General features: G+C 67.4%; 11 protein-coding genes. 2 read left to right on the top strand and 9 right to left on the bottom strand.

The genetic code is table 11. The features are described from left to right. Positions 1-42: 42 nt before the first annotated feature. The 5 genes from AC5Y5B_RS03525 to AC5Y5B_RS03505 all read right to left on the bottom strand — a co-directional run bounded on the left by AC5Y5B_RS03525 (position 43) and on the right by AC5Y5B_RS03505 (position 5,307). On the bottom strand, positions 43-1,440 hold the full coding sequence (locus tag AC5Y5B_RS03525) for an MFS transporter (RefSeq protein ID WP_112632780.1): 1,398 nt from the start codon (positions 1,438-1,440) through the stop codon (positions 43-45). A gap of 478 nt (positions 1,441-1,918) precedes the next feature. After that, positions 1,919-2,830, bottom strand: a complete 912-nt coding sequence (locus AC5Y5B_RS03520; protein WP_112632730.1) for a 5-oxoprolinase/urea amidolyase family protein — start codon at positions 2,828-2,830, stop codon at positions 1,919-1,921. 27 nt (positions 2,831-2,857) lie between these two features. After that, positions 2,858-3,538 carry a 5-oxoprolinase subunit B family protein gene (locus AC5Y5B_RS03515; RefSeq protein WP_500003573.1) on the bottom strand — a complete coding sequence of 227 codons (681 nt, stop codon included), beginning with the start codon at positions 3,536-3,538 and terminating at the stop codon, positions 2,858-2,860. 113 nt (positions 3,539-3,651) lie between these two features. Continuing rightward, entirely contained in the window at positions 3,652-4,665 is a 1,014-nt protein-coding gene (locus AC5Y5B_RS03510) for an ABC transporter substrate-binding protein (RefSeq protein WP_500003572.1), read from the bottom strand. A 57-nt stretch (positions 4,666-4,722) separates the two neighbouring features. Then, positions 4,723-5,307, bottom strand: coding sequence for an acyl-CoA-like ligand-binding transcription factor (locus AC5Y5B_RS03505; RefSeq protein ID WP_500003570.1), 585 nt, complete (start codon positions 5,305-5,307; stop codon positions 4,723-4,725). A 196-nt stretch (positions 5,308-5,503) separates the two neighbouring features. On the opposite strand from AC5Y5B_RS03505, the gene AC5Y5B_RS03500 reads away from it, so the two are divergent. After that, positions 5,504-6,895: a NarK family nitrate/nitrite MFS transporter gene (locus AC5Y5B_RS03500; RefSeq protein WP_500003566.1), complete on the top strand. Its 1,392-nt coding sequence runs from the start codon at positions 5,504-5,506 to the stop codon at positions 6,893-6,895. Between the two features lie 2 nt (positions 6,896-6,897). On the opposite strand, the gene AC5Y5B_RS03495 is transcribed toward AC5Y5B_RS03500, so the two are convergent. Beyond that, positions 6,898-8,190, bottom strand: coding sequence for a DNA polymerase domain-containing protein (locus AC5Y5B_RS03495; RefSeq protein ID WP_500003562.1), 1,293 nt, complete (start codon positions 8,188-8,190; stop codon positions 6,898-6,900). Between the two features lie 59 nt (positions 8,191-8,249). On the opposite strand from AC5Y5B_RS03495, the gene fadD2 reads away from it, so the two are divergent. Next, positions 8,250-9,929 carry a long-chain-fatty-acid--CoA ligase FadD2 gene (gene fadD2, locus AC5Y5B_RS03490; RefSeq protein WP_500003557.1) on the top strand — a complete coding sequence of 560 codons (1,680 nt, stop codon included), beginning with the start codon at positions 8,250-8,252 and terminating at the stop codon, positions 9,927-9,929. A 25-nt stretch (positions 9,930-9,954) separates the two neighbouring features. On the opposite strand, the gene AC5Y5B_RS03485 is transcribed toward fadD2, so the two are convergent. From AC5Y5B_RS03485 to AC5Y5B_RS03475, 3 genes are all read right to left on the bottom strand, one after another. Next, on the bottom strand, positions 9,955-10,320 hold the full coding sequence (locus AC5Y5B_RS03485) for an ATPase (protein WP_112632779.1): 366 nt from the start codon (positions 10,318-10,320) through the stop codon (positions 9,955-9,957). Positions 10,321-10,907: 587 nt separating this feature from the next. Next, complete coding sequence (locus AC5Y5B_RS03480; RefSeq protein WP_500003551.1) at positions 10,908-11,114, bottom strand: hypothetical protein; 207 nt, start codon at positions 11,112-11,114, stop codon at positions 10,908-10,910. 231 nt (positions 11,115-11,345) lie between these two features. Continuing rightward, positions 11,346-13,547, bottom strand: coding sequence for an acyl-CoA dehydrogenase family protein (locus AC5Y5B_RS03475; protein WP_500003548.1), 2,202 nt, complete (start codon positions 13,545-13,547; stop codon positions 11,346-11,348). Positions 13,548-13,691 lie beyond the last annotated feature (144 nt).

Genomic DNA, 13,691 nt, shown 5'->3' with positions numbered 1-13,691 from the left:
TACCGGTCAATTGCTGTGGCATTGCCCGTGTTGCGAGTCCGCTCACACGCGGGCCGCCTCGGTTTCCGGCGCCGAGGCCGACAGGCCCGGCGCGGACGCGGGCCGGCGCACATAGACCATCCAAGTCATGATCGCCGCCACCACATAGGACGCCAGAAACGCCCAGTACGCCGAGGTTTCGGTGCCGGTGCTCAGGTAGGACTGGCGCAGCGCGAGGTTGATCCCCACGCCACCTAGCGCACCGACGGCGGAGCAGATGCCGATCAGCGATCCCGCCTTGGCGCGGGCCCAATGACGGCGTTCGTCCTCGCTCGCGTCCAGCGAGCGGCTGCGCGCGTCGTACACCGACGGGATCAGCTTGAACACCGAACCGTTGCCCATGCCGGACAGGATGAACAACACCATGAAGCCGGCGACGAAGCCGATCATAGTGGCGGCGTGCCCCGCGGCGTGGTGGTCGTCGACGGTGCTGACGGTGACCAGGAGCCCTGCGCTCAGCGTCATGCCGGCCAGGACGCCCAGGGTGACGCGGCTGCCGCCGAGGCGATCGGACAGCCGGCCCCCGTAGATGCGCGCCAGGGACCCCAGCAGGGGTCCCAGGAAGGCCAGCTGTGCGGCGTGCAGCGCCGCGTGCTTGGGGCTCTCGCCGCTTTCGGCGAAGTTGACCTGCATCACCTGCCCGAAGGCGAAGGAAAACCCGATCCAGGAACCGAAGGTGGCGATGTAGAGCAGCGAGATCACCAGGGTGTCGCGCTCGAACAGGATCGAGCGCATGGTGCTCAGCTGGGTGCCGTGGTTGACGTTGTCCATGAACACCGCGGCAGCGATGCCGACGACGACCAGCAACACCAGGTACACCGCGCACACCCAGTACGGCGCCTCGTGCCCGGCGGTGGCCAGCACCAGCAGGCCGACCAACTGGATCACCGCCACCCCCAGATTGGCGACGCCGGCGTTGACGGCCAGCGCGGCGCCCTTGAGTCGCTGCGGATAGAAGGCGTTGACGTTGGCCAGCGAGGCCGCGTAGTTCCCGCCCCCCAGCCCGGTCAGGGCGGCACACAGCACGAACGGCCACAGTGGCACGCCGGGATTGGCCAGCAACACGATCGTGCCGACCGTGGGGATCAGCAATACGAAGGCCGAGAACGTCGTCCAGTTGCGGCCGCCGAAGGCGGCGATGCCCAAGGTGTAGGGGATGCGGGCGCAACCACCCACGAGGGTGGCGACCGCCCCCAACAGCAGCTTGTCGCTGGCGGAGAAGCCGTAAACGGACCCCGGCATGAACAGCGCCATGACGGGCCACAGGGTCCAGATCGAAAACGCGACGTGATCACCGGCGATGGTGCACAGCAGGTTGCGCCGGGCGATGTTCTTGTTGCCGGCATCCCAGGCCGCCGTGTCCTCCGGGTTCCAGTCCGCGATGCGGTGGCTGCGGCCCATCCGATCGTCACCTTTCGTCGCCATGGCGCTCATGCCCATGCCCCTACCACGGAAATCGATTGCGGCCCAACGGCATTTCGCCGGTCGGCGTGCATACAGGTCCCTCTCGTCAGGCTCCACGAACCGCGCATCCGGCCGCCGCCGCGTCAAGGGTCACCGGGCTCGCCCGACATCGGGAAAGCGGTTCGGAGACTGGCTTTCGACGTTTGGGCGCCCCGATATGGAGGGGCGTGGCCCCGCCGTATGGTCCGATGCTCACATTTACGACGCGAACGGGTCAACCGGAATGGGCCGATATCGCCTGTTAGTTGTTTACCAGTTATCTGGTAAATGCCTGAGGGGCAATCAGTTCGCCCAGGTGCCGTTTCGCCGGCGGTGAATAGGCGGCGCCGTCAAGTGATTTCACGCATAGATCCACTCTCGTGTGAGCTGGAATACACGCGGTTGCGGCGCCGACGGTTCGCCCCGCCGAATTGGGTTAGGAAAACGGCCAACTCGCGGCGCCGGACGGGGCGCCCACCAGCGACCTGGGCCGCGCCCAGTGCAGCCGCACCGTCTGGCCCGGCCGCACCTGGGCGACCTTGTCGACGTCCTCGTCGACCACGACGCCGATCACCGGGTAGCCGCCGGTGACGGGATGGTCGGGACCCAGGATCACCGGTAAACCATTGGGCGGCACCTGGATTGCGCCGCGGGTGGCACCCTCGCTGGGTAGCTGCCGGTCGGGATAGCAGTGCTGCAGCGGCCGGCCGGTCAACCGCATCCCCACCCGGTCGCTGCGATCCGAGGCCACCCAGTCGGTGTGTACCAGGGCGTCGGGATCGACGAACCAGTCGTCGCGCGGCCCGGGCACCACGGACAGCTCGACGACATGGTCGGTGATCGCCGCGACCGGCGCCTGGTCCAGTTCGGGGTAGGCGTCGGTGTGCTCGCCGATCGGCAGGCGATCGCCGCTGTGCAGCGGCGCCGGGCCGATGGCCGACATCACGTCGTAGCTGCGCGACCCCAACACCGGGTCCACGCAGATGCCGCCGCGGACCGCCAGGTAGCTGCGCAGCCCCGCGCGCGGGGCGCCCAACGAGATCACCTCGCCATCGCGGACATGGTGAATGCTGTTGGTACCGAACGTGATTCCGTTGACGGTGGGGTCGGTGTCGGCGCCCGTCACCGCGATGTCCACATCTCCGCCGATGACCCTGGCCGCGAAACCACCGAACGTCACCTCAACCGTGGCGCGGTCGTCGGGGTTGGCCACCAGCCGGTTTGCCAGCTTGTGCGCGCGCCGGTCGGCGGCTCCGGAGCGGCTCACCCCTAGGTGGGCCAGGCCCGGGCGGCCGAGGTCTTGGACGACGGCGAACGGTCCGGTGCGCAGGATCTCCAGGATCGGCACGGCTATCTCCTTAGCTAGGGTGGCGAATCACGTGCTGACGGCCCGGAACTGAACCCACATGCCCTGCGCCAGCAACGCAGGGCTCGGCCGCCGCAGATCCCACAGCACCGCGTCGGTGTGGCCGATGAGTTGCCACCCGCCGGGGGATTGCCGCGGATAGACCGCGCTGAATTCACCGGCGAGGCCGACCGAGCCCGCCGGCACCGATGTCCTCGGCTCGGGGCGCCGGGGCACTCTCAGCCGCGGATCGCCGTCGACCAGATACGCGAAACCGGGTGCGAATCCGGCGAATCCGACCCGCCACGGTGTGGCGGTGTGGGCGTCGATCACCGCCGCGATGGTCAGTCCGGTGCGCTCGGCGACCTCGGCCAGGTCCGGGCCGTCGTAGACGACGTCGATGACAACGTCGGCGCTGCGCTGCGAGGCGGCGCCGGGGGTGGCGTCGACGCGCATCTTGCGCAGCCGCTGACGGACGACGCCTTGATAGCGCGGCGTGTCCAGCTTCACCAGCACCGTGCGGGCGGCGGGGACGACGTCGACCACGCCCGGTATCGCCACGGCGTGCAGCGCGTCCGCCCACGCCAATACCTCGGCGGTACTGCCGCATTGCACCATCAGCGCGCGGTCGCCGTAGTCCACGACGGTGTTGCCGACCAGCTCCGTCGGCAGGTTGTGGGCCAGGTCGCCGCTAAGGTCCGTCACGCTCATTACTCGACGGTAACCCCGGGATCGGGGCCTGTGCGAGGGTCGGCCGACGGATTTTCGAGCACTGCCAGAGCTGCCTTAGCAAACGCTCAAACAGCCGCGACGCGCCCGCGTGGCTAGCCCAGGATCTTGGTGATCAGCGGTGGCAGCTGGTCGGCGATGACGGGGTAGCTCAGCGGCGACGCGAACGCGATGGCGCCGGCCTGGTCCTTGGTGGTGAAGATGTGCCGGTTCTGCGCGGTGGTCAGGGACCCGGCCACCTCCGGGTCGGCCAGGATCGCCTTCTGATCGTCCGGGTTCTGGGTCGTCCAGATCACCACGTCGGCGGAATCAAGCACCGCCTTGATGTGATCGCGCGGGATGACGGCGCGCTGATCGGTGCCGAAGGGTTTGATGCCGTCGGAGATGACCAGTCCCATCTGGTTCAAAAAGTCCGTCCGCCAGCCCGCCATCGTGGCGACGACGGTGCCTTGCCACAGCGCGCCGTGCATCAGCAGGGTCTTCTTGCCCGTCCATTGCGGATTCTTCTTGCCGATGTCGGTGAACTTCTGTTCGACGCCGTCGATCAACGACTTCATCTGGTCGGCCTGGAACACCGCCTGGCCGACGGTGGTGGCCTGCTCCTTCCACGGCTCGAAGAAGGCGTCGCCGTCCGACTGGGCGACGGTCGGGGCGATCGCGGACAGCTTCTGATAGGTGTCGGCGTCCAGGCCGGCGTTGACGGCCACGATCAGATCCGGTTTCAGGCCGGCGATCTGGTCGACGGGAATGCCGTTGTCCAGGTTCAGCACCGTCGGCTGCGCCCCGCCGAGCTTGGGCGCGGCCCACGGCCAGACCGCGGACGGTTGGTCACCGAACCAGTTGGTCACCGCGATCGGCACCACCCCGACCGCCAGCAGGTCGTCCTGCTCGGTGTAGCCGGCGCTGACGACGCGCTTGGGTGGTTCTTTGATGACGGTCTGACCGAACAGGTGGGTGACCGTCACCGACCCCGGCGTGGCCCCCGGGGCCGGTTTGCTCGACGAGCACCCCGCCACGAGCTCCGAGAGCGCGGTCGCACCGCCGATCGCGGCGACCCCGGCAGCCCCTGCGAGCTGCAAGAATCCCCGTCGATTCCATCCCTGTCGCATCGCGTGAGAGTATCGCGTTCCGCCCGCGCAACTGCATCGCCGCGCTGTTGAGGCGCTTTAGCCCAGCGGCATGCCGGCGTCCATGAAATCCAGGGCCCGATAGATCGTGTCGGCGGTCTTGGGGGCGTTGTCGACGGCGGCCATCATGGCACCCGTCAACGCGCCGGCGAACACCCGGACCTCGAAATCGTCTGCGGCACGGCCGATCCGGTGCGCGATCGCCTCGGCGGCGACCGTCACCGTGCGGTAGTACTCGTCGTACATCGCCGCCTTGAGCTCGGGTATCGAGAACATCAGGCGCTGCCGGGTGCTCTCGAACTCCAGCTGGTCGTCGGGCAACTCGGCGATGACGGCGGCATACGCCCGGCGGAACGCCTGCGCCGGGGACAGGTTGAGCGGCTGGGCCTTCAACGCCTCGAGGATCAGCGGGTCAAGGTCGTCGGCGAGCAGCAGCGATTCCTTGGATCCGAAGTAGCGGAAGAACGTGCTCGGCGACACGTCGGCCGCCTCGGCGATCTGTTCGACGGTGGTCGCGGCGTAGCCGTTCTCCTCGATGAGGCGAAACGCCTCGCGCCGGATGGCGCGGCGGGTCTTGATCTTTTTGCGCTCCCGTAGGCCCAGGGGAGCCCCAGTCACCTGCATGCGCCGATTGTCGCGCATCCAGCCCGCGCCGTGGGTCCGCGACGTCCGTGCGTTGCAGAGTTCTGACAAACGGGTGCGGGCCGTTGCGATTTCTGCGTATCGCCCACGTAACTGTGCACACCCAGACCGGTAACAGTGCTTCTTTAGCGTCGAGTCGTCACTGCCCGCGCCTCATTCAACCCAGGAGTCCCACCAGATGACCACGACCATCACCCCGGTATCGCAGCCCGCGCCGCCGCGCGAGTCTCGCAAGGGGCGGCACTGGATCGATGACTGGCGGCCCGAAGACCCCGATTTCTGGGAGGCCACCGGCAAGCCGATCGCCCGCCGGAACCTGATCTTCTCGATCTTCGCCGAGCACGTCGGGTTCAGCGTGTGGATGTTGTGGAGCATCGTGGTGGTGCAGATGACGGCCGGGGCGCACGGGCACGCCGCCGCGTCCGGGTGGGCGCTGACCGCCAGCCAGGCCCTGTGCCTGGTGGCCGTGCCCAGCGGTGTCGGGGCGTTTTTGAGGTTGCCCTACACCTTCGCGGTTCCGCTCTTCGGCGGCCGCAACTGGACGACCATCTCCGCGGCGCTGCTGCTGATCCCGTGCCTGCTGCTGACGTGGGCCGTGAGCCATCCCGGGATTCCGTTCGGCGCCCTGGTGGCCATCGCCGCGACCGCCGGCTTCGGCGGCGGCAACTTCGCCTCGTCGATGGCCAACATCTCGTTCTTCTACCCGGAGAAGGACAAGGGCTGGGCGCTGGGCCTGAACGCGGCCGGCGGCAACATCGGCGTCGCGGTGGTGCAGAAGATCATCCCGCCCATCGTCATCGCCGGCGGCGGGATGGCGCTGTCGCGCGCCGGACTGTTCTATGTGCCGCTGGCGGTCGTGGCCGCGGTCTGCGCGTTCTTGTTCATGAACAACCTCATCGAGGCCAAGGCCGACGTGCGGCCGGTGCTGGAATCGCTGCGGCACCCCGACACCTGGATCATGTCGCTGTTGTACATCGGCACCTTCGGGTCGTTCATCGGCTACTCGGCCGCCTTCCCGACCCTGCTCAAGACCGTTTTCGGACGCGGCGACATTGCCCTGACGTGGGCCTTTCTGGGTGCCGGCATCGGATCGGTCATCCGGCCGCTCGGCGGCAAGCTGGCCGACCGGATCGGGGGCGCCCGCATCACCGCCGCCAGCTTCGTGATGCTGGCGATCGGGGCAGCGGCCGCGCTGTGGTCGGTCAACGCGGTCAATCTGCCGGCGTTCTTCGCCAGCTTCATGTTCCTGTTCGTCGCCACCGGCATCGGCAACGGTTCGACCTACCGGATGATTTCGCGGATCTTCAAGATCAAGGGCGAGCTGGCCGGGGGCGATCCCGAGACCATGGTGGACATGCGCCGCCAGGCCGCCGGTGCGCTGGGCGTCATCTCGGCGGTGGGTGCGTTCGGCGGGTTCGTCGTTCCGCTCGCCTACGCGTGGTCGAAGTCGGAGTTCGGCAGCATCGAACCGGCGCTGCGGTTCTACATCGGGTTCTTCCTCGCCCTGCTCGGCGTCACCTGGTACTGCTACCTGCGCAAGCACAACGCGATCACCCGGGTGGGGATCTAGGGTCAGGACGGCTTCTGCCGGCCGCCGTAGCCTTCCCAAGGGCTGTAGTCGGCGATCAGCTCTTCCTGGGGTGGCCGCTGGTCCTCGGGAACGTGCTGCAGGTTGATCCGGATCCGGTACCAGATCGAACTGGGCCCGCGCATCCCGTCGACCAGGACGTCGACCGGCTGCAGCCGGTCGGCCACCGCCGGATAGCGATCGCGCCAGACGTCCAGCGCCGCCATCGCCTCATCCTTGGTCTTGGTGCGGGCGATCTCGATCAGCGGCATCGCCGATTGCCGCCTGCCGCCGGTGCCCCTGCCGCCCTTGCCCGACCCTTTCGGGGCGCGCTCGGGCGGCCCCATCTCCTCGGCCAGCACCAGCAGCCGGTCGAGAGAGCCAACGACCGCTGCGTTGGAGGGGTCCATCCCCGCCCAGGGGTCACCGAGCTCGGCGAACCGGGCGGGCACGGTGTCGATGGTGAACGCCTCGGGCCGGCAACCGGCGACCTCGTCCCACCGCAGCGGTGTCGATACCCGGGCATCCGGAGTCGCCCGCACGGAGTAGGCCGAGGCGACCGTGCGGTCCTTCGCGTTCTGGTTGAAGTCGACGAAGACGCCCTCGCGCTCTTCCTTCCACCAGCGGCTGGTCGCCGCCTCGGGCACGCGCCGCTCGACTTCGCGGGCGACGGTCTGCGCGGCTAGCCGCACCTGGCGAAACTCCCAGCGCGGGGCGATGCGGGCGTAGATGTGAAAGCCGCGCGATCCGGACGTCTTGGGCCACGCGGTCAGGCCATAGTCCTCGAGCACCTCGCGGGCGACCAGCGCGACGTCCACGATGTGCCGCCACGAGACGCCGGGCATCGGATCCAGGTCGACCCGCAGTTCGTCGGGGTGATCGAGGTCGTCGGCCAGCACCGGATGCGGGTTGAGGTCGACGCAGCCCAGGTTGACGGCCCAGGCCAGCCCCGCGGCGTCGTGGATCACCGCTTCGGCGGCGGAAGTGCCTCGGGCGTACCGCAGTTCGGCAACGTCGATCCAGTCCGGCCGTTTGGCCGGGGCGCGCTTCTGGAACACCGCTTCTTCGGTGATGCCCTTGACGAAGCGCTTCAGGATCATCGGGCGGCCGGCCACACCGCGCAGCGCGCCCTCGGCCACGGACAGGTAATAGCGGACCAGGTCGAGCTTGGTGTACGGACCCGAAGAGGAGCCAGTGGTTTCGCGGCCGCTCGCGCCGGGGAACACCACCTTGTCCGGATGGGTGATCGTGACCTCGCGCCCGGCCACCTCCAGCAAAACCGGACCCATGTTCATCATCGTAAGTCGACGGGTACTTACCCCTCGTAATGCGACGGACGTCACATAGGGTGGGATCCATGCCTAATCTGATCGGTCTGCCCGGGCAGGCGGTTTCGAAGGTTCAGCAATACGCGGAGCGCGGTTTGGCCGAGCTGCACTATGTCCGCAAAATTCTCGAAGCCGGCGGCTTTCCGCTGGAGCCGCCGCAAAACCTCGCCGCCATGGCCAACGACCTCCGCAAGTGGGGCGAGATCGGCATGCTTCCGGCCCTGCACGCGCGCCGCAACCCGGACAAGGTGGCCATTATCGACGATGACGGCGAATTGACCTGGAAGGAGCTCGACGACGCCGCCAACGCGGTTGCCCACGGCCTGCTGGACAAGGGCGTCAAAGGTGGCGACGGCGTCGCGATCCTGGCCCGCAACAGCCGCTGGTTTTCCATCGCCGAGTTCGGGTGCGCCCGGGTCGGTGCTCGCATCATCCTGCTGAACAGTTCTTTCTCCGGGCCACAGATCAAGGAGGTGGCTGAGCGCGAGGACGCCAAGCTGATCATCTACGACGACGAATACTGCGAGGACGTCAGCAAGGCCGACCCGCCACTGGGCAAGCTGCGGGCGCTGGGAACCAACCCTGATTCCGATAAGAAGTCGGGCAGCAAAGACGAGACACTGGCCGACCTGATCGAACACAGCAGCGGCGAGCCCGCACCCAAGGCGAGCAAGCACTCGTCGATCATCATCCTGACCAGCGGCACCACCGGCACCCCCAAGGGTGCGAACCGCAGCACCCCGCCGACCCTCGCACCTGTCGGCGGCATCCTGTCGCATGTCCCGTTCAAGGCCGGCGAGGTGACGGCGCTTCCCGCGCCGATGTTCCATGCGCTGGGCTTCCTGCACGCCACCATCGGAGCGTTCCTGGGCTCGACGCTGGTGCTGCACCGCAAGTTCAAGCCCGAGGTGGTGTTGAAGGACGTCGCGAAGCACAAGACGACCGCGATCGTCGTCGTCCCGGTGATGTTGTCCCGGATGCTGGACGCCCTGGAAAAGATGGATGAGAAGCCCGATTTGTCTTGCCTGCGAATTGTGTTCGTCTCCGGCTCCGCGCTGAACGCCGACGTGGCCGAGCGGGGTCTCAAGGAGCTCGGGGACGTCATCTACAACATGTACGGCTCGACGGAGATCGCTTTCGCCACGATCGCCGAACCCAAGCACCTTAGGCACAACCCCTCGACGGCGGGCCCGGTGGTCAAAGGCGTCAAGGTGAAGATCTACGACGAAAACGGCAAGGAGCTGCCGCAGGGCGAAGTCGGTCGCATCTTCGTCGGAAACGCCTTCCCGTTCGAGGGTTACACCGGCGGCGGCAAGAAGCAGGTCATCGACGGCCTGATGTCCTCGGGCGACGTCGGCTACTTCGACGAGAACAATCTGCTGTACATCAGCGGCCGCGACGACGAGATGATTGTGTCGGGCGGCGAGAACGTCTTCCCCGCGGAAGTGGAGGACTGCCTAAGCGGACATCCCGACGTGGTGGAGGCGACAGCGATCGGTGTCGAAGACAAGGAGTGGGGTCACCGCCTGCGCGCCTTCGTGGTCAAGAAGGACGGCTCCGACGTCGACGAGGACACCCTCAAAAAGCACGTGAGGGACCAGTTGGCCAAGTACAAAGTGCCGCGTGAGGTGGTCTTCCTCGACGAGCTGCCGCGCAACCCCACGGGCAAGATCCTCAAGCGCGAGCTGCGCGAAATGGACGTCGACTAGCCCGGTGCGGCTCGCGCGCCGCGAGTCAGCGGCGGTCTTTGATGGCGCGGGTGATCTGCGCCGTGAGTTTCGGGTCGACCAGGAGTTGGTCGATGAGCGCGGTGAGGACCTCCTGCCCGGTCACCCGGGCGACGCCCAGCCGGTCGGCCGCCTCACGCTGCCAGATGTCGAGGGCCCGGTGAGTGGCCGCAGGCAGGTCGACGGTGCGACGCGTCCGCTGGGTGCGACCAGGCTGGGCGGCGGCCGGTTGGCCGACGATCCGCTGGCCGCCCGGGTGCCCGAGACTCGTGAGACGCTCGGTCGGTGCGGCGTCTCCCGCCGGGCCGCCGGCCGAGTTGGGGGCGCGAAAGGCTCCGACGCTGGGTCCGCTGTGGCTGCTGTTGAAGTTCACTTCGGTGTCTTCCTCCGTGAGTGCCAATCAGTAAATCAGCGCTCGGTGCCGTTGTGTCAATACTGATTCTGTCACCGAGGCCAGCGTAAGTCGCGTCGCCGGGCCGCCCGTGGACCGGTCGGTGGCCCTGCGCGGCGGACCGCACTTGCGCGGCGCGTTCGCCGCCGCGTTCCGCAGATCGTGCCGCAAACCGATAGAAGTAGCTGCCAGTGCAACCGCTGAGCCTACTGGCCATTGAATGGCGCTGATTAGTTAGCCGAAAATACCGGCGAATTCAGCGGATCCGCTTACGCGGAATATCTGATATCAGTAGATACGCCTTCCGCAATCCAGTAAATCAGTAAACATAGTCTGAGCTGCGGATAATTTGACGACTGGCCCGCGGCGTCAGTATTTGCGAGAAAGTGAATTACGTAAATACGCTTTCAAATTGTCGGCTCGATATAGGGCCGGAGAGGGGCCTTGTTGCCTAATTCACATCCAAAATATTCGAATTGCCCTTGTTTGCTCAGAAATGTCCGATTAACGTTTTTGGTATCGATAGCAAGTGGTTGGAAGGAATGACTCAAATGATCATCGGGCGATCATTACGCGGCGCGGCCGCAGGTGTCATCGGTGCCGGGGCTGTGGCCGGCGCGCTGCTGGTCGGCGGCGCCCCCGCGGCCCAGGCCGCTCCTGCGCCCGCAGCCACCACGAGCTTCGCCAGTGCTGGGCCGCACGGCGGACCGGGCTTCATCCCCGATCGCCCCGGCGGTCGCGGGTGGGGCGGCCATGATGGTCGGGGAAATGGCCATTGGCGGCCGGGTAACTGGGGCCACGGCAATTGGGGCCACGGCAACTGGGGCCGTGGCTACTGGGGCCCCCAGCACTGGTGGAACTGGTGGTGGTGACCACCATCTCCGCGCGGTAACGGCCGTCGCCGACACGCCAACCCTCGGGATGGCCGACCGCGTTCTGGAGGGACCCATGCCGGCCTGACTTAGTCAGGTCGGCATGGCCCTGTTTGGGGGGACTTTCGCGGCGGCTTACGGGTCGCGGGGCAGGCCCAGCAGCCGCTCGGCGATGATATTCAGCTGCACCTCGGAGGTGCCGCCGTAGATGGTGGTGGCGCGGCTGGCCAGCAGGTATTCGCCCCATTTGCCCGGCAATTGGTCCGGGTCACCGATCGCGGCGTCGGTGCCGAACGACGACACCGCGAATTCGGCGTAGCCCTGGCCGGTGCGCATGGACAGCAGTTTCGAGATCGCCGCCGACGGCATGGCATCCCCACCGGCGAGCGTCAGCAGCGTCGAGCGCAGGTTGAGCACCTTGGCCGCGTGGCCCTCGGCGATCAATTGGCCGGCACGGTGCTGGGCGATCTGGTCGAAGTGGCCGTCGCGGACGAACTCGACGAACTGTGCCAGCGTGGCCAGGAAGTTGGCCTCACTGGACCCGATCGACACTCGCTCCGCGGTCAGGGTGTTGCGGCTGACCTCCCAGCCGCGGTTGACCTCACCGAGCACGCAGTCGTCGGGCACGAACACGTCGTCGATGTAGACGGTGTTGAACATGGCGTTGCCGGTCAGCTCGCGCAGCGGCTTGACCTCGACGCCTTCACTTTTCATGTCCAACAGGAAGTACGTGATGCCGGCGTGTTTCGGGGCGCTGGGGTCCGTCCGCGCCAACAGCGCCCCCCACTGCGAGAACTGCGCGGCGGTGGTCCAGATCTTCTGGCCGGTGATGCGCCAGCCGCCGTCGGTGCGGGTCGCCTTGGTGGTGAGGCTGGCCAGATCCGATCCGGCGCCCGGCTCGGAAAACAGCTGGCACCAAATCATTTCGCCGCGGAAGGTGGGCGGCAGGAACCGTTGCTTTTGCTCCTCGGTGCCGAACGCCACGATCGACGGCACGATCCAGGTCGCGATCCCGGTCTGGGGTCGCTTGACCCGCCCGGCGGCGAACTCCTGGGCGATGATGATCTGCTCCACCGGGCTGGCGCCCCGCCCCCATGGCTTCGGCAGATAGGGCAGCACCCAACCGCCTTCGGCGATGGCGACCTTGCGCTGCTCACGCTCGATCGCCTTGAGCGCGGAGACTTCGGCGCGGATCTCCGCCCGCAGCTTCTCGGTGTCGGGGTCGAGATCGATGTCCACCGCACGCATGCCGGTGGTGGTGGCGGTGTCGACGACTTTCTGCGGGTAGTCCGAACCGCGACCGAACGAGGCGGCGAGCATCAGGGCCCGGCGGTAATACACGCCAGCGTCGTGCTCCCAGGTGAAGCCGATCCCCCCGTGCACCTGAATGCAGTCCTGCGCGCAGCGCTGGGCGGCCGCAGGAGCCAGCGTCGCCGCGACGGCGGCGGCGAACTCGACGTGCGAACCCGCTGTGTCCCAATTGTTTTCGCGCGCCTCATCGACCGCTCGGGCCGCGTCCCACACGGCCGCGGTGGCCCGCTCGGTGTCGGCGATCATCTCGGCGCACTTGTGCTTGATGGCCTGGAACTGGCCGATCGGCCGGCCGAACTGCTCACGGATCTTGGCGTAGTGCGAGGCCGTGTCGGTCGCCCAGCGTGCGACACCGATGGCTTCGGCGGACAGCAGCGTTGTCATCAGCGCGTGCGCGGTCGCCATGGTCAGGTTCGTCAGCACGACGTCCTCGCCGACCTCGACGGCGTTGGCTCGCACGTCGGCGATGGGGCGCAGCGGATCCAGGCTCTTCACCGGCTCGATCTCGAGCTGGTCGGCGCGCAGCACCACCCAGGCCTCGCCGCTGTCGATCGCCACGGGCAGCACCAGCAGCGTGGCCTGCGCCGCGGCGGGGACCGCCCGCACTTCGCCGCGGATCACCAACGAATTGCCGTGCCGGGTCGCGGTCAGCGCGCAGCAATTCAGGCCGTAGGAGGCGATTTCGGCGCCCGACGCCAGCTCGGAGAGCACCTTCGCGTCCGGGTCGTGCGCGGCGATCAGGGCACTGGCGATGGCCGATGGCACGAACGGGCCCGGCACCGCCCCGTAACCGAATTCGGCCAGCACGATGGCCAACTCGAGGATGCCGTAGCCCTGCCCGCCGACGGATTCGGCCAGATGGACCCCCTGCAGCCCCTGCTCGGCCGCGGCCTGCCAGTACGGCGGAGGGTTCTCGAGGGGAGTCTCCATCACCGCGTGCAGCGTCTCGGACGGCGCGATCCGCGCCACCAGCGATCGCACGGAATCGGCCAGCTGTTGATGCTCGGGATTTATCGCGATCGGCATTGGTCGCCTTCCGTTGCTGCAGGACGCCGTTTCGGCCAAGCACCTTCCAAGCTAACAACCAGTCGGTTGGTTGACGATAGGGGCCGGTGGCGATCCCAAGCGCGGCGAAGCCGGCCGCGGCGGGTCGCCACGATGGTTCGCGGC

The organism is Mycobacterium sp. NGS33 (assembly GCF_059812885.1).
The sequence above is the reverse complement of the archived record's forward strand: the minus strand, read 5'-3'. Positions and strand labels throughout refer to the sequence as shown.